The sequence below is a fragment of the Streptomyces flavotricini genome (genome assembly GCF_020639365.1).
Taxonomy (GTDB): domain Bacteria; phylum Actinomycetota; class Actinomycetes; order Streptomycetales; family Streptomycetaceae; genus Streptomyces; species Streptomyces flavotricini.
The window spans coordinates 6,561,157-6,576,374 of sequence record NZ_JAINUL010000001.1; the positions used below are offsets into that span (position 1 = coordinate 6,561,157).

A 15,218-nucleotide genomic window follows, 5' to 3' on the forward strand; every position below is an offset into this window, starting at 1 on the left:
CCCACGGCGGCCGCGCCCCCGGCGCACAGGAGGGTGTGTATGACGCCCCGGCCGCGGTCGTCGCGCCACAGGGCGCGCTCGACGGCGGCGGCGGCTCGTCCGAAGGCGGCCACGGGGTGCCCGCGGCGCGGATCACCGAGGATCCGGTCGCCGATCAGGCCCGCCGTGGCGCCGTACGCGAAGACGCGGTCGGCACGCATGGTGCAGGTATGTCCTCACTCAGGGTCCGCGCCCTGGTTCGACGTGTCCGGCGGTGGGAGTTCCTGGCTCCCGGGGCGCACGAGCCGTGTGCTCCCCGGTGACAGTGGCGGGACCGCGCCGGATTCGCACCGGACTTCCTCTCCATGCCGCCGTATTGGCTCGGGCAGTCCACCACGCACCGCGAAGGCCCGTCAACTCGCCGTTGACCTGCGGCGGGGCAGGTGAACGGCACACGTCACAGACGTACGAAAGCTCCCCCCGGGAAACCCGGGGGGAGCTTTCGTACGCCGTGCCCGAATCGATCGGGTCGTGTCGGCCGGGATCAGCTGACGATCAGGTAGATCCCGTAGGCCACGGCCCCCGCGACGAGCGCGAAGCAGGCGTACGCACCGCTGCGGGCGAGGGTGGCGGTGCCGCCCTGCTCGGTGGCGGCCTCGTGCTTGGAGAGGCCCACCAGGCCCAGGGTGAACAGGGCCACGAGGGCGACGGTGGCGGAGAGGCTGACCCCGAAGACGGAGCCGAGTGCTGCCCAGTCGATCTTCATACTGCGGATTCCTCTGTCGTTCTCGGGGTCAGACCGCGGCGGCGGGAGCCGCCGGCGCGGCCGGGGTGGCCGCCGGGATGGTGGCCTTCAGAGCCTCGTCCGTGACCGCGGCGGTCGTACCGGCGGCGGCCTCGGCGGCCAGCGTCGGCGGGACGGTGACGGCGGCCATGGCCGTGGTGACCACACCCGGCTCCTCGGCGGCGGCCGGCTGCACCTCGTTGACGTTGCTGTGGTCGACGACCTGGCGGCGCGAGATGAGCCAGATGGCGACGCAGGAGGCGGCGAGGAAGAGCGCGACGGCGGCGACGCCGACGTCACCGGTGCGCATGACCAGCTCGGCGCCGGAGGCGACGACGGCGGCGGCCGGCAGGGTCAGGCCCCAGGCGATGAACATGCGGGAGGCGGTGGACCAGCGGACCACGCCGCCCTTGCGGCCCAGACCCGCACCCATGACGGCGCCGGAGCACGCGTGGGTGGTGGAGAGGGAGAAGCCGAGGGTGGAGGAGGCCAGGATGACGCTCGCGGCCGAGGTCTGGGCGGCGAAGCCCTGCTGCGGCTGGAGGTCGGTCAGGCCGCTGCCCATGGTGCGGATGATGCGCCAGCCACCCAGGTAGGTGCCCATCGCGATCGCCATGCCGGCGGAGACGATGACCCAGACCGGCGGGTTGGAGCCGGGCGCGAGCGCGCCGCCGGCGACCAGGGCCAGGGTGATGATGCCCATCGTCTTCTGCGCGTCGTTGGTGCCGTGCGCGAGGGAGACGAGACCGGCCGAGGCGATCTGACCGGCCTTGTAGCCCTTGGCGGAGGTCTTCCTGCCGACGTTCCCGCCCAGCTTGTACGTGACCTTGGCGGCCAGCATCGCGGCCGCGCCGGCCACGATCGGCGCGGCGACCGCGGGGAGCAGCACCTTGGTGACGAGCGTGCCGCCGTTGACGGCGCCGAGGCCGGCGGAGGCGACGGCCGCGCCGACCAGGCCGCCCATCAGGGCGTGCGAGGAGCTGGAGGGGAGCCCGACCAGCCAGGTGACGAGGTTCCAGAGGATCGCGCCGACGAGGGCCGCGAAGATCACTTCCGGCTGGATGCCCTCTTCGTTGACCAGGCCCTTGGAGATCGTCTTGGCGACCTCCACGGACATGAACGCGCCGACGAGGTTGAGCACGGCGGACATGGCCACCGCCGTCTTGGGCTTGAGGGCGCCGGTCGAGATGGTGGTGGCCATCGCGTTGGCCGTGTCGTGGAAACCGTTCGTGAAGTCGAACACGAGAGCGGTGATGATCACGATCCCGAGGAGAAGCGTTATGTGCTCCATTTACCCAGGCTTCTGTTTGGCGTCAGTGGCTCGGCGACCGTAGGCAACCTGGATGAACGGAAGGTGAACTGACTCCGGCGGAGCGGTGTACTGGCCCGTCGTGCCATCGGGACCTTCATCCCCATTTTGGCGCTGATACGGCGATTAATGCACGTCAAAGCCGGGTGAACGGATGGCTCCACAGGGGTTCCGAGGCCCCCGGACCCGCCTCGGAGGCACTCGCGGGGAGACGCAGATCACTCCCGGCCGCCTGCCCCGGCGGTCCGTCCCGGGATCCCTTCCCGGACCCGCCGGGCCGCAATCGGAACATTCCGCTCCAGTGGCCCGCTCGCCCTTGCGCCTCGACACTGGAGCCGTGCCTTCCGCCACAGCGACGGCCGCGGCCGTCGCGACCACTCTCGTCGGGGCCGGCGCCGCCGCGGTCGCGGCCGGCCGGTACGCCGCCGACGCCGCCCTGCGCCACGAACCCGGCCGCCCCCTGCCCGGCGGGCCCCGGCTCAGCGTCCACTCCAGCGGGTCCGGGCGGGTCACGCTGACCCGTTCGCTGGCCTCGCTGCGCCCCGGTACGTACGGGCTCTGCGCCCCCGGGGTGCACGCCGTGGTCGGACCCGTCCTCGACGGATTCGACCCCGGACCGGACGCCGTCGTGCGCCGGCTCCTCGCCGTCACCCACGGCAGCCTCGACCCGGGCGCCCGGGTCACCCTCACCCCCCAGGTGTACGCGGGCAACCCGCGTACCGCCCTCGGCCTCGACCACGCCGACGTGGACGTCCCCGGCGAGCTCGGCGGGCTGCCCGCCTGGTTCGTGCCCGGCACCCGTGACACCTGGGTGATCACCGTGCACGGGCTCGGCACCGGCCGCGAGCACCCGATGGTGGTCATGCCCTTCCTGCACGGCCAGCGGATGCCGGTCCTCGACCTCGCCTACCGCGGGGACCTCGGGGCCCCCGCGTCGCCGGACGGTCTCGGCCACCTCGGTGAATCCGAATGGCGGGACGTGGACGCCGCGATCCGCTACGCCGTGCGCTACGGGGCCCGCCGGGTCGTGCTGCACGGCTGGTCCACCGGCGCCGCGATGGCCCTGCACGCCGCCGAGCGCTCGGCGCTCGCCGACCGCGTCTGCGGGCTCGTGCTGGACTCGCCGGTCCTCGACTGGCACACCACCCTGCGCGCGCTCGTCGCCGCCCGCCGCACCCCAGCCGCGCTGGTTCCGTTCGCGGTGCGGGCCGCCGAGGGGCGCGCCGGACTGCGCGCCGACCGGTCGGGGCCCGGGGCGGACCCCGGGGCGCTGCGCGTCCCCGTACTGATCTTCCACGGGCCGGACGACGCGCTCGCCCCCTGGGGGCCCTCGCGCCGGCTCGCCGAGGCCCGTCCCGACCTGGTCACGCTGCGGACCGTCCGCGAAGCCCCGCACGGGGCCATGTGGAACGCGGATCCGGCCGCTTACGAGGAGGCCCTGAGGCGGTTCCTGACCCCTCTTATGTGAAGGCCGTGTGCCGGACGGGACGGGGCGGGGCCATTTTCCTGGTATGTCCCCCCGTCGAGTGGCGATAATGGCTGGTTCCGTTTGGGCTTTCGGCCGGTGACGGGCGAGACTGCTTCCGTGACGTCCCGAAAGCCTGATGAGCAGTTGGCTCGCGACTCCAGACTCCGACTCGTCTCCCCGCGTTCCGTCGCCGCGGCCCGCAAGGCGGTGACCGACCGACGCGCCCGTTCCGCCTCCCGGCCCCCGGCGGGCACCCCGGCCACGGCCGAACTCGCGAGCCGGGCCCGGGCCTCGCTGGCCGACGCGGTACGGCTCGCCCGCTGGGCCGAGCTCAACCTCGGCGCCGGCGACGGAGGCCGGCCCGCGCCGGCGGGAGCGCTGCCCGCCGCCGACGTCGAACGCGCCGCCGGTGAACTGAACCTGACACACGGGCAGATCCGGGTCGGCTGGGACCGCGCCCGGCTCGCGGGCCTCGTCGAGGTGCACGGCGGCCAGGCCCGGCCCGGCTGGCGGCTGCGTGCCTGGGACCGCGACGACACCGCCGTACTGCGCGGCTGGGTCGCCCTGTTCGACGCCTGGTCCCTGGTCCACCCGGCCCCCGCCGACATCGCCCCCGCGGCCGTCGCCGAGGTGGTCGAGGCGATGCCCCAACTGCTGTCCCTGCTCCAGCTGTCCGCCGGTCCCGTGACCGTTCCGGACCTGCTGGACCTGCTGGGGCAGCGGGTCACCGAACTGCGCGACGAGCGCTGCGAGATCCCGTACGACGCCCCCGCGCGCGAGGCTTCGCCCGCGGACGGCGCGGGGTCCGACCCGGACGCCGGCCCCGAGGCGGCCGGCCACACGGCGCCCGTCCCGCTCGCCCGGCTGCTGCGCTGGGCGCTCGGCGGGCTCGCCGCCGTCGACGCCGTCACCCTCGGCCCCGCGCAGGCCGCCCTCACCCCGCTCGGCAGCTGGGCCGTCTGGGTCAAGCTCGAACAGATCTGCGTCGCCGCGCAGAGCCCCGCCGGGAACATCGAGCAGTCCGCCGCCGCGATGCTGCACGGCTGCGCCCGGCTCACCCCGGGACCGGCCCGCGCCGAATACCAGGCCTGGCTCGCCGCCCGGCCCGTCGGCCACGCCGTCAGCGAACTGCTGCACGCCGCACGCGGCGAGGACGCCCTGCTGCGCGGGCTCGCCTTCGAGGCGCTGCGCGTGGTCGGCGCCCCGGCCGAAGCCGAGGTGCGTGCCGCCGTGCGCGACGCGGCCCTGCGGCCCTACGCCCTGCTCTGGCTCGCCGAGCACGAAGGGGTCGATCCCGACGAGGCGCAGGACGTGCTCACCGCCGAGGAGACGACCTGGCTCTGGGTGGACACCGCCGCCGCCATCGCCGACCACGGCGAGGCGGACCTGCTGGCGCGCCACCTCGACTCGGCCGTCCGCACCACCGTCCCGCGACTGCTGGACGAGGTCCGTGCCGTCGGCCATCCGCGCACCGTCCAGGTCCTGGTCGCCCTGGCGGCGGCGCACCCGGACCCGGCCCTGGCCAAGGCGGTCCGCCGGGCCGCCTTCCAGGTCCACACCGGCGGCGCGTAGCGCCCGGAGCGCCGCGTGCGGAGCAACGGGAACGCGCCGCCGGTCTCAGACCTGCGGCGCGTACGTCCCGAAGCTCCAGATGTTGCCCTCGGCGTCCCTGGCCATGTAGTCGCGGGACCCGTAGTCCTGGTCGGTGGGCTCCATCAGGACCTCCACGCCGTGCTCCGCGGCCCGCCGGTGATGGGCGTCCACATCGTCGACCACCACGTAGACCCCCACGGGCCCGCCGTCGCCCATGGCCTTGTCGAAGACGCTGCCGGTGCCCTTGCTGCCCAGCATCACCAGGCCGTTGCCGTACGCCAGCTCCGCGTGCATCACCGCCCCGTCCTCGCCTTCGTACACCGCGATCTGGCTGAAGCCGAAGGCTTCCGTGATCAGCCTGACGGCCGCCTTCGCGTCGCGATAACGCAGTGTGGGACAGATGGACGGAACGCCTGCCATGACGACCACTCCCTCTCGTGACGGTGACCTGCGTCACAGCATGGCAGGCGCCACCGGCAGTCAGCGGAAGGTGTTGCACTGGGCCATGTCGCCCGTGCGGTAGCCCTGGTAGAACCACTGCTGGCGCTGCCGGGCCGAGCCGTGCGTCCAGGACTCCGGCGTCACCCGGCCCTGGAACTTCTCCTGGATCCGGTCGTCGCCGACCGCGGCCGCCGCGTCCAGGCCGTCCCTGATGTCCTGGTCGGTCAGGCTGGTGATCAGCGGGCGGCCCGTGGACTCGTCCGGGGTCCTCGTCGCGTTGTGCGCCCACACCCCGGCGTAGCAGTCGGCCTGCAGCTCCACCTTGACCGCGTTGCTGTTCGCGCCCTGCTGCCCGTCCTGGGCCTTCTGCAGGGTTCCGGTCAGGTTCTGGACGTGGTGCCCGTACTCGTGCGCGACGACGTAGGCCTGGGCGAAGGGGCCGCCGCTCGCGCCGAACTTCGTCCGCAGCTCGTCGAAGAAGCCCAGGTCCAGGTAGACCTGCCGGTCGGCGGGGCAGTAGAACGGGCCGACCGCCGAGGTGGCGGCCCCGCAGGCGGTGTTCACGCGGCCGGTGAAGAAGACCGTCGAGGCCGGGCTGTAGCGGCCGCCGCGCCGGGTGAACTCGTCCTTCCAGAAGTCCTGGGTGCTGTTGACGACCGCGACCAGCCGGCAGTCCTCCCGGGTGTTCGCGTCCCGCCCGGTCTTGCAGGCCTGCTGGACCTCGCCGGCCGACGAGGAGGTCGCCGCCGGCTCCGGGTTCCCGGAGGACAGTCCCAGCTGGTCCGGGCCCACTCCGAAGAGCAGCCCGAGGATCAGTGCGATGAGGCCCGCGATACCGCCGCCGATCGTCGCGCGTCCGCCCGGGACGCGGCTGCTGCGCACATCCTTGACCTCGGACGTGTCCAGGTTGGCGTCGTCGTCGAACTGCATCCCGCACCGCCTCGTCTCAACGTGGCCGCCCCTGCGGCGAGTATCACCCGGTCCATCCTGGTACGCGCCCCGCCCCACCGGGGTGATCCGTACGCCGAACGGGCGACATGTCAAGGGCGGGACGCCCCCAAAACTGGTTGCGCACCCCCGGTAGAATGAATCCCATGGCAAATCTCCTCGCGGATTAGCGGCGTCGAAGCATCGCGTCCTGCCCCCCTTCCGCCGTCCCCCCGCCCTGGAGTATTTCCGTGATCACCGCCACCGGCGTCGAGCTGCGCGCCGGCGCCCGCGTCCTCATCGAGTCCGCTTCCTTCCGCATCGCCAAGGGCGACCGCATCGGCCTGGTCGGCCGCAACGGAGCGGGCAAGACCACGCTCACCAAGTGCCTCGCCGGCGAGGGCCAGCCCGCCGCCGGCTCCATCACGCGCTCGGGCGAGGTCGGCTACCTCCCGCAGGACCCGCGCACCGGCGACCTCGACGTCCTGGCCCGCGACCGGATCCTGTCCGCCCGCGGTCTCGACGTCCTGCTCAAGAAGATGCGCATGAACGAGGAGCGCATCGCGACCGGCTCCGGCGGCACCCGCGAGAAGGCGCTCAAGCAGTACGAGCGCCAGGAGACCGAGTTCCTCACCAAGGGCGGGTACGCCGCCGAGTCCGAGGCCGCGACCATCTCGGCCGCCCTCAGCCTGCCCGACCGGGTCCTCGGCCAGCCGCTGCACACCCTCTCCGGCGGCCAGCGCCGCCGCGTCGAGCTCGCCCGCATCCTCTTCTCGGACGCCGACACCCTGCTCCTCGACGAGCCCACGAACCACCTCGACGCCGACTCGATCGTCTGGCTGCGCGACTATTTGAAGACCTACCGCGGCGGGTTCGTCGTGATCTCCCACGACGTCGACCTGGTCGAGACCGTGGTCAACAAGGTCTTCTACCTGGACGCCAACCGTTCGGTGATCGACATCTACAACATGGGCTGGAAGCTCTACCAGCAGCAGCGCGAGGCCGACGAGAAGCGCCGCAAGCGCGAGCGCCAGAACGCCGAGAAGAAGGCCGCGGCGCTGAACTCGCAGGCCGACAAGATGCGCGCCAAGGCGACCAAGACCGTCGCCGCGCAGAACATGGCCAAGCGCGCCGACCGCCTGCTCGCCGGCCTGGAGGCCGTCCGCGCCTCCGACAAGGTCGCCAAGCTCCGCTTCCCCGACCCGGCGCCCTGCGGCAAGACCCCGCTGACCGCCGAGGGCCTGTCGAAGTCGTACGGCTCCCTGGAGATCTTCACCGACGTGGACCTGGCCATCGACAAGGGCTCGCGCGTCGTCATCCTCGGCCTCAACGGCGCCGGCAAGACCACGCTGCTGCGCCTCCTCGCGGGCACGGAGAAGCCGGACACCGGCGAGGTCACCCCCGGCCACGGCCTCAAGCTGGGCTACTACGCCCAGGAGCACGAGACGCTCGACCCCGACCGCACGGTCCTGGAGAACATGCGCTCGGCCGCGCCCGACCTGGACCTGGTCGCCGTGCGCAAGACGCTCGGCTCCTTCCTGTTCTCCGGCGACGACGTGGACAAGCCGGCCGGAGTCCTCTCCGGCGGCGAGAAGACCCGTCTGGCCCTGGCCACGCTGGTCGTCTCGTCGGCGAACGTGCTGCTCCTCGACGAGCCCACCAACAACCTGGACCCGGCCAGCCGCGAGGAGATCCTGGGCGCGCTGCGCACGTACAAGGGCGCGGTCATCCTCGTCACGCACGACGAGGGCGCGGTCGAGGCGCTGGAGCCGGAGCGGATCATCCTGCTCCCGGACGGTGTCGAGGACCTCTGGGGCCCGGACTACCGGGACCTCGTCGCCCTCGCCTGATCCTCCCGGAGCCGGTGATCCAGTTCCTTATGGATCATTCGGCTCAGGCGTGATCCATCATCTGAGTGAGACGGTCTCGTACCTCTGCGCTCTGTACGACGGCCTCGGCCGTGCCCGCCCGGGTACGCGTCCGGGGCCGCCGTTTCTTGCCGTCCGGCCCCTGACCTGGAGATTCCCGGTGAGGGTGGAGAAGTGTGACGGACGTCATGCAGCGGAAGAGGAGATTCCGTTCTGCTGATGTGTCCACGACTCGGGAAATGTCGTCGTACCGACCTTGCTGAATGGGTGGCCAGGAAGCCGGGGAGGGGTGATCATGAGAAGTCCAGAGCGCACTTCCCATGAGGAGGCACGGGTGGCCGAGACTCTGAAGAAGGGCAGCCGGGTAACCGGCGCCGCGCGCGACAAGCTCGCGGCAGACCTGAAGAAGAAGTACGACTCCGGTGCGAGTATCCGTGCACTGGCCGAGGAAACCGGCCGGTCCTACGGATTCGTCCACCGGATGCTCAGTGAGTCCGGAGTCATTCTGCGTGGTCGCGGTGGCGCGACGCGCGGCAAGAAGGCGGCTTCGGCCTGACCCCGATCCGGGCCGTCAGGCCCGGCGCCGGGGTGGATCACGCTCGCCTGCCCACACCGCGGTTCCTTCGGTGACCCCCGGTCGGCCCTCCGGCCGACTGGGTGGTTACTGTGCAGTCACTTAGGCCGGGATTGCGGCCGACTGCACACCGGAGGCACACAGATGGCTCTGCTCGACAAGGACGGCGTACGGCTCACCGTGGACGACTCGGTCGCGACGGTGACACTGACCAATCCGGCCAAGCGAAACGCCCAGTCCCCCGCGCTCTGGCGGGCGTTGGCGGAGGCCGGAAGGTCGTTGCCGGGCACCGTCCGGGTCGTGGTGCTGCGCGGTGAGGGCAAGTCCTTCTCCGCCGGACTCGACCGGCAGGCGTTCACTCCCGAGGGTTTCGAGGGTGAGCCGTCCTTCCTCGATCTGGCGCGCGGTTCGGACGAGCTGCTCGACTCCACCATTGCCGAGTACCAGGAGGCGTTCACCTGGTGGCGGCGCAACGACATCGTCTCCATCGCCGCCGTTCAGGGACATGCGATCGGCGCCGGCTTCCAGCTCGCGCTGGCGTGTGACCTGCGCGTGGTCGCGGACGACGTGCAGTTCGCCATGCGCGAGACCAGCCTGGGTCTCGTGCCCGACCTGGCCGGGACCCAGCCGCTGACCTCGCTGGTCGGCTACGCCCGCGCGCTGGAGATCTGCGCGACGGGCCGCTTCGTGCATGCCGAGGAGGCCGAACGGGTCGGTCTGGCCAACCTGGTCGTACCGGCCGATGAGCTGGACGCGGCGGTGCAGGACCTCACGACGGCGCTGCTGGCTCCGCCGCGCGATGCCGTGATCGAGACCAAGGCACTGCTCCGCGATGCCGGATCCCGGCCGTACGACGCCCAGCGCTCGGCGGAGCGGGCCGCCCAGGCCCGTCGCCTGCGCGACCTGGCCGGCCTCTCGGACTGACCCGGAGTTCCGGGGGCTCCCGCCCCCGGACCCCGGTGGGCCCGTCACGGGATCAGCAGGGCCTTGCCCGGGATCTCGCGGGCTTCCATCGCGCGGTGGGCCCGCGCTGCCTCCGTCAGCGGGAACCGCCGCGCGATCACCGGGCGGAGCCGCCCCGCCGCCGCCTCGGCCAGGGCGAAGCCCGCCAGGCGGGTGATCTCCGCCGGTGGGAACTGGACCTCGGCGATCCCGCGCAGCGCGATCCCGCGGCGCTGCGCCTGCGCCGGGTCCAGCGCGGTGAAGCCGCCGCTGGGGGCGCCGTGCGCCGAGACCCGCCCGCCGTCGCGGACCAGCCCGAAGCCGGCCAGGCCCAGCTCGCCGCCGACCCCGTCCAGCAGTACGTCCACCGGACCGCCGACCGCCTCGGTCCACCCCGGCTCCGTGTAGTCCACCGCCCGGTCCGCGCCCAGCTCCCGGATCAGCGCCAGCTTCCGCTCGCCCCGCGCCGCCCCCACCACGTACGCCCCCGCGGCCACCGCGAACTGCACCAGCAGCGTCCCCATCCCGCCGGCCGCGCCCAGGATCAGCACCCTCTCGCCCGCCTCGATGCCGACGCCCTCCGCGATGCCCGAGCCGGTCACCCCGTCGTGCGCCAGCGCCGCCGCCTCCGCCGCCTCGAGCCCGTCCGGGACCGGGACCAGGAGTTCCACCGGGACCCGGACCAGTTCCGCGTACGTCCCCTTCGTCCCCGGGGCCGCCACCACCCGGCGCCCGTGCCAGCCCGGGTCCACCCCCTCGCCCACCGCGACGACGGTGCCGGCGGCCGCGCCGCCCGGCACGTACGGCGGGTGGATGCCGAAGGACTCGCCCCAGCCCCCGCGGATCTGGGTCTCCACGAAGATCGTGTCCACGGCCTCGGCCCGGACCACCACCTCGCCCGGCCCCGGCACCGGATCCGGCAGTTCCACCGGCACCAGGACCTCCGGACCCGTCCACCCGTACCGCCCGCATGACGCTTCCCCCTGCCTTGTCCGAAAACGGCCTCTCGGCCCTGATCACCTGCCCACTCTCCGACCTCAACCGCAGTTGAGGTCAAGGGGTGAAGGGCGTCCGTTCCCGGCCGACCGGCGTAGTCCCGGTGCGCCGCGGGGGCACCGCGCATACCGTGGTGCGGAGTGAGTCCAATCCGCGCGAAGGGACACGCGATGACCGAATCCACATCCGGGGGCGCCTCGCGCAACCCGGCCGACCGTGGCCGCACCACCATCTCGGACGGGGTGGTCGAGAAGATCGCCGGACTCGCCGCCCGCGAGGTGGTCGGCGTCCACGCCATGGGCAGCGGCAGCGGCCTCTCCCGTACCTTCGGCGCCGTCCGCGACCGGGTGCCCGGCGGAGCGAAGTCGTCGGCCACCCGCGGGGTGAAGGCCGAGGTCGGCGAAGTACAGACCGCCCTCGACCTGGAGATCGTCGTCGACTACGGCGTGTCGATCCGCGACGTCGCGAGGGCCGTCCGTGAGAACGTCATCTCGGCGGTCGAGCGGATGACGAGCCTGGAGGTCGTCGAGGTCAACATCGCGGTCAGCGACGTGAAGCTGCCCGACGAGCCCGACGAGGAACCGGAGTCCCGACTCCAGTGAAGGAGGAGACCCCCATGAGGATGGCCGTCGTCGGCCTCTTCGCCGGCATGGCCCTCGCGTTCGCCGGATACTTCGGCGGATTCGGGGCCTTCCTGCTGGTGGCGGCGCTCGGCGCCGTCGGCTTCATCGTCGGGCGGTTCCTGGACGGGGACCTGGAACCCGGCGTCTTCTTCCGCCCCCGCGACCGCGACAGGTGAGGCCCCGATGACCACGCCACGGGTGGTTCCCCCGCACGCGCCCCCCGCCGAACGGGGGGCCACCCGGATCGCCGACCGGGTCGTCGCCAAGATCGCGGCCCAGGCCGCCAGGGAGGCGCTCGCCGCACAGCCGGACGGGTCGCCCCGGCCCGCGGGTGCCCGCGGTTCCGCCGGGGCCGCCGGCGGGCAGGCCGCCCCGCACGCCACCGTCACCGTGCACCACGACATCGCCCGGGTACGGGTGAGCCTCGAACTCGACTACCCTTCCGACCTCGCCGCCCGGTGCGCCGCCGTCCGCAGCCGGGTCGTCCGCCTCGTCGAGGAGTACGCCGGCATGTCCGTGCCGGAGGTGGACGTCGACATCGAGCACCTGCACTCCCCGCACACCCGCACCGCCGCCCTGCGGGACCGGAAGCTGCGGTGACGGCGCCCGCCCCCGGCCAGGCCCCGCCGCGGCAAGCGGCCCCGGCCCGCGTCCGCCGCTTCTGGTCCGCCCGGCGGATCCCGTCCGCGCTGACGGCACTGGCCGTGCTCGCGGCGGCGGGCCTGTTCCTGTACGACCTCGCCGCCGTCCGGGCCGGCCGCCCCGCCATGCAGTGGCGCGGGGAACTCGCCGACCAGCTGGAGCGGCACACGCCCGCGGACCCGTGGGTGATCGTCGGCGCCGCGGTACTCGCCGTGGCCGGGGCGGTGCTGCTGCTCCTTGCCCTCACGCCCGGGCTCCGCGGGATCCTGCCCATGCGGACGCCGGACCCGGACGGCGGGGTACGGGCCGGGCTCGGCCGCAAGGCCGCCGCGCTGGTGCTGCGCGACCGGGCGATGGAGGTGTCCGGGGTGCGCTCCGCGCGGGTCGCGGTGCGGCGCTCCCGCGTCGCGGTCCGGGCGCAGTCCCACTTCCGCGAGCTGGAGGACGTACGGGCCGACCTGGAGGAGGTCCTGGCCGTCGGCATCGGGGAACTGGGCCTCGCGCACGCGCCGAAGCCGCGCGTACGGGTCACCAGGGCCCCCGTCGGGAAGAGGTGAGGGATGCTCGGGACCGTGAACCGGATCCTGCTCGGGATCATCGGCGCCGTACTGCTCGGCGCCGCGGCGGTGGTGCTGACGGCGCTGCGGCCGCTCGGCGGCCGCCACGAGCCGCTGCTGTCCGCGGCGACCCGTCAGCGGTACTGGCATGCCGAGGGCTGGTGGTGGTGGGCGGTGGTCGCCGGGCTCGGGGTGTGCGTGGTGCTCGCGCTGTGGTGGCTGCTGGCGCAGCTGCGGCGCTCGCGGCTGCCCGCGGTGTTGGTGGACACGGGCGACGGCGCCTTCGCGGTGCTGCGCGGGCGGGCGTTGGAGGAGGCGGTGGCCGCGGAGGCGGGGGCGCTGGACGGGGTCGCCCGGTGCCGCGTCGCCCTGCGGGGCAAGCAGGGCCGCCGGAGCCGGCGCGCGGGCCCGAAGCTGCGGATGGAGCTGGAACTGGAGCCGCACGCCGTGCCGGCCGATGCCCTGGCGGGGCTGGCCGGGCCGGTGCTGGGCCATGCCCGCCGGTCGGCGGGCCTCCCCGAACTGCCCGCGGAGGCCCGCTTCCGGATCACCTCCCACCGCGCCCGGCGGGTGGCCTGAAGGGCTTCAGAAGCCGTGGCGGGAGCCGCCGTCGACCGGAAGCATGATGCCCGTCAGGTACGAGGCCGCGGGCGACAGCAGGAACGCCGCCGAACGGCCGAACTCCTCCGGGGTGCCGTAGCGCCGCAGCGGAATGCCGGATTCGTTGGCCGTGCGGGCCGCCGCCGCGTCGCCCGACAGGGCGTCGAGCTCGCGCACGCGGTCGGTGTCGATCCGGGCCGGCAGCAGTCCGACCACGCGGATCCCGCGCGGTCCGAGCTCCACCGACAGGGACTTGGCGAAGCCGGCCAGCCCCGGCCGCAGCCCGTTGGAGATCGTCAGGCCCGGGATCGGCTCGTGGACCGAACCCGACAGGACGAAGCCGATGACCCCGCCCTCACCCAGCTCGGCCGCCGCCGCGCGGGCCAGGCGTACCGCCCCCAGGAAGACCGACTCGAACGCCGCCGCCCACTGCTCGTCGGTGTTGCCCGCCGCCGAACCGGGGGCGGGGCCGCCGACGCTGATGAGGATGCCGTCGAGACGCCCGAAGCGTTCCTTCGCGGTGGCGACGAGCGCGGCCGCCGCCTGCGGGTCGGCGTTGTCCGCGGCGACGCCCACGGCGTTCGGACCGAGCGAGGCGGCCGCCTCGGCGGCGCGCGCCGCGTCGCGGCCCGTCACGATCACCTTCGCGCCGTCCGCCGCCAGTTCGCGCGCCGAGGCGTAGCCCAGTCCGCGGGTGGCTCCGGTGACGACGTAGACACGGTCTTTCAGTCCAAGATCCATGCCCGACACGCTACGCCGTCGGCGCCGGCTCCCGCTCGGGGGTGGCGCCGGCGTCCGCGGCCGCGGCCCGGTCGCGCTTCTCGCGCCGTACGAGGACCAGCCAGCCCACCGGCACCGCCGCGGCGAACAGCCACCACTGCACGGCGTAGGCCATGTGCGGGCCGATCGAGTCGTGGTCGGGATCGGCGATCGGCTCGGGGCTGCCGCCCGCCGGGGCCGGAGCGGTGAGCTCCATGTAGCCGCCGAGGACGGGCTCGCCCAGGTACTTCGCCTGCTGGGCGCTGTTGATCAGCATCACCTGGCGGTCCGGCAGGCCCTTGCGGTCCTTGATGCCGCTGCCGCCGCTCGTCTCGTCGGCCTTCAGCCGCCCGGTGACGGTCACCTCCCCCGAGGGCGCGGCCGGCACCGGCGGGTACGCACGCGGGTCGTCGCCGCCCGCCACCCAGCCGCGGTTGACCAGGACCACCCGGCCGTCGGCGAGCACCAGCGGGGTCAGGACGTGGAAGCCGACCTTGTCGTCGTTGTCGGTGCGCATCCGGACGACGACCTCGTGCGCGGAGTCGTACGTGCCGGTGGCGGTGACGGCGCGCCAGAAATCGGCCCGCGGGACCTGGTGGCCGGGGGAGGTCATCTCGGTCATCGGCACCGGCTTCGCGGACAGGTTCGCCGCGATCAGCTCGTTCTGCGCGACCCGGTGCTCATGGCGGTGGTACTGCCAGAACCCCAGCTTGATCATCGCGGGGACGAGGGCGAGGGCGATGAGGGTGAGGCACACCCATTGCCGGGTCAGCACAAAGCGGTACACGCCCACGACGGTACCCCCAGCCGGGAAGACCCCGGCGGCCGGGTGGCCGTCCGGGGTCGGGAGGGGCGGGAGGGAGAGGAGGGTCACACGCGGTCGACGATGCCCACCTTCCCCTCCGCGCGGGCGCAGTGCGCCCCGCAGTACCACTGGCCCTCGACCTCGACGCCCTGTCCGATGATCTGCACCCGGCAGTGCTCACAGATGGGCGCCATGCGGTGGATGGCGCAGGAGAAGCAGTCGAAGACGTGCACGCTGCCCTGCGCGTGCACCTCGAAGGACATGCCGTAATCGTTTCCGCAGACCTCACAACGTGCCATGCGCCACAGGGTGGGACCCGACGGGCGGGACAGGAAAGGGGGTGCCGGGCGA

General features: G+C 73.4%; 18 protein-coding genes, 1 pseudogene and 1 riboswitch. Of the genes and pseudogenes, 10 read left to right on the forward strand and 9 right to left on the reverse strand.

Features of this window, described 5'->3' with window-relative positions; all coding sequences use genetic code 11:
* The 3 genes and pseudogenes from K7B10_RS29920 to K7B10_RS29930 all read right to left on the reverse strand — a co-directional run.
* Nucleotides 1–200: pseudogene (locus K7B10_RS29920) on the reverse strand (cobalamin biosynthesis protein); the annotation flags it as partial.
* A 38-nt stretch (nt 201–238) separates the two neighbouring features.
* Nucleotides 239–389, reverse strand: a riboswitch (cobalamin riboswitch).
* Nucleotides 390–523: 134 nt separating this feature from the next.
* Complete coding sequence (locus tag K7B10_RS29925) at nt 524–745, reverse strand: hypothetical protein (protein WP_229340794.1); 222 nt, start codon at nt 743–745, stop codon at nt 524–526.
* A gap of 28 nt (nt 746–773) precedes the next feature.
* The gene (locus tag K7B10_RS29930) at nt 774–2,054 is read right to left on the reverse strand and encodes an inorganic phosphate transporter (protein ID WP_229340796.1); all 1,281 of its coding nucleotides are present in this window, start codon (nt 2,052–2,054) and stop codon (nt 774–776) included.
* A 355-nt stretch (nt 2,055–2,409) separates the two neighbouring features.
* On the opposite strand from K7B10_RS29930, the gene K7B10_RS29935 reads away from it, so the two are divergent.
* Both K7B10_RS29935 and K7B10_RS29940 read left to right on the forward strand, forming a co-directional pair.
* A complete protein-coding gene (locus K7B10_RS29935; RefSeq protein ID WP_229340799.1) occupies nt 2,410–3,540 on the forward strand; it encodes an alpha/beta hydrolase family protein in 1,131 nt (376 codons plus the stop codon).
* A gap of 117 nt (nt 3,541–3,657) precedes the next feature.
* Nucleotides 3,658–5,112 carry a hypothetical protein gene (locus K7B10_RS29940; RefSeq protein ID WP_372481484.1) on the forward strand — a complete coding sequence of 485 codons (1,455 nt, stop codon included), beginning with the start codon at nt 3,658–3,660 and terminating at the stop codon, nt 5,110–5,112.
* A gap of 45 nt (nt 5,113–5,157) precedes the next feature.
* Here the strand turns inward: K7B10_RS29940 and K7B10_RS29945 are convergent, their stop codons facing one another.
* Both K7B10_RS29945 and ypfJ read right to left on the reverse strand, forming a co-directional pair.
* Entirely contained in the window at nt 5,158–5,553 is a 396-nt protein-coding gene (locus K7B10_RS29945; RefSeq protein ID WP_229340801.1) for a VOC family protein, read from the reverse strand.
* A gap of 60 nt (nt 5,554–5,613) precedes the next feature.
* Nucleotides 5,614–6,504, reverse strand: coding sequence for a KPN_02809 family neutral zinc metallopeptidase (gene ypfJ / locus K7B10_RS29950; RefSeq protein WP_229340803.1), 891 nt, complete (start codon nt 6,502–6,504; stop codon nt 5,614–5,616).
* A 248-nt stretch (nt 6,505–6,752) separates the two neighbouring features.
* On the opposite strand from ypfJ, the gene K7B10_RS29955 reads away from it, so the two are divergent.
* The 3 genes from K7B10_RS29955 (at nt 6,753) to K7B10_RS29965 (ending at nt 9,867) form a co-directional block, all read left to right on the forward strand.
* A complete protein-coding gene (locus tag K7B10_RS29955) occupies nt 6,753–8,351 on the forward strand; it encodes an ABC-F family ATP-binding cassette domain-containing protein (RefSeq protein ID WP_030859065.1) in 1,599 nt (532 codons plus the stop codon).
* Nucleotides 8,352–8,703: 352 nt separating this feature from the next.
* Nucleotides 8,704–8,925 carry a helix-turn-helix domain-containing protein gene (locus K7B10_RS29960; RefSeq protein WP_030163146.1) on the forward strand — a complete coding sequence of 74 codons (222 nt, stop codon included), beginning with the start codon at nt 8,704–8,706 and terminating at the stop codon, nt 8,923–8,925.
* 162 nt (nt 8,926–9,087) lie between these two features.
* Complete coding sequence (locus tag K7B10_RS29965; protein WP_053692585.1) at nt 9,088–9,867, forward strand: enoyl-CoA hydratase/isomerase family protein; 780 nt, start codon at nt 9,088–9,090, stop codon at nt 9,865–9,867.
* Between the two features lie 44 nt (nt 9,868–9,911).
* On the opposite strand, the gene K7B10_RS29970 is transcribed toward K7B10_RS29965, so the two are convergent.
* Nucleotides 9,912–10,820 (reverse strand): zinc-binding dehydrogenase, encoded by a 909-nt coding sequence (locus K7B10_RS29970; RefSeq protein WP_229340805.1) that lies wholly within the window; start codon nt 10,818–10,820, stop codon nt 9,912–9,914.
* Nucleotides 10,821–11,051: 231 nt separating this feature from the next.
* Here K7B10_RS29970 and K7B10_RS29975 point away from each other — a divergent pair, with 231 nt between their 5' ends.
* From K7B10_RS29975 to amaP, 5 genes are read left to right on the forward strand one after another with little or no spacing between them, the layout of a single operon-like run.
* Nucleotides 11,052–11,483, forward strand: coding sequence for an Asp23/Gls24 family envelope stress response protein (locus K7B10_RS29975; protein ID WP_229340807.1), 432 nt, complete (start codon nt 11,052–11,054; stop codon nt 11,481–11,483).
* Between the two features lie 14 nt (nt 11,484–11,497).
* On the forward strand, nt 11,498–11,680 hold the full coding sequence (locus K7B10_RS29980; protein ID WP_229340809.1) for a hypothetical protein: 183 nt from the start codon (nt 11,498–11,500) through the stop codon (nt 11,678–11,680).
* Between the two features lie 7 nt (nt 11,681–11,687).
* Nucleotides 11,688–12,104 (forward strand): Asp23/Gls24 family envelope stress response protein, encoded by a 417-nt coding sequence (locus K7B10_RS29985; protein ID WP_229340811.1) that lies wholly within the window; start codon nt 11,688–11,690, stop codon nt 12,102–12,104.
* Nucleotides 12,101–12,703 (forward strand): DUF6286 domain-containing protein, encoded by a 603-nt coding sequence (locus K7B10_RS29990; RefSeq protein ID WP_229340813.1) that lies wholly within the window; start codon nt 12,101–12,103, stop codon nt 12,701–12,703. The genes K7B10_RS29985 and K7B10_RS29990 overlap by 4 nt, the downstream gene beginning before the upstream one ends.
* Nucleotides 12,704–12,706: 3 nt before the next feature.
* Nucleotides 12,707–13,282, forward strand: a complete 576-nt coding sequence (amaP, locus tag K7B10_RS29995; protein WP_229340815.1) for an alkaline shock response membrane anchor protein AmaP — start codon at nt 12,707–12,709, stop codon at nt 13,280–13,282.
* A 6-nt stretch (nt 13,283–13,288) separates the two neighbouring features.
* Here amaP and K7B10_RS30000 read toward each other — a convergent pair whose 3' ends face one another.
* The 3 genes from K7B10_RS30000 to K7B10_RS30010 form a co-directional block, all read right to left on the reverse strand.
* Nucleotides 13,289–14,044 carry an SDR family oxidoreductase gene (locus K7B10_RS30000; protein WP_229340817.1) on the reverse strand — a complete coding sequence of 252 codons (756 nt, stop codon included), beginning with the start codon at nt 14,042–14,044 and terminating at the stop codon, nt 13,289–13,291.
* A gap of 10 nt (nt 14,045–14,054) precedes the next feature.
* Nucleotides 14,055–14,849 carry an SURF1 family cytochrome oxidase biogenesis protein gene (locus K7B10_RS30005; protein ID WP_229340818.1) on the reverse strand — a complete coding sequence of 265 codons (795 nt, stop codon included), beginning with the start codon at nt 14,847–14,849 and terminating at the stop codon, nt 14,055–14,057.
* An 83-nt stretch (nt 14,850–14,932) separates the two neighbouring features.
* On the reverse strand, nt 14,933–15,166 hold the full coding sequence (locus K7B10_RS30010) for a metallothionein (RefSeq protein WP_078622409.1): 234 nt from the start codon (nt 15,164–15,166) through the stop codon (nt 14,933–14,935).
* Nucleotides 15,167–15,218: the final 52 nt, after the last annotated feature.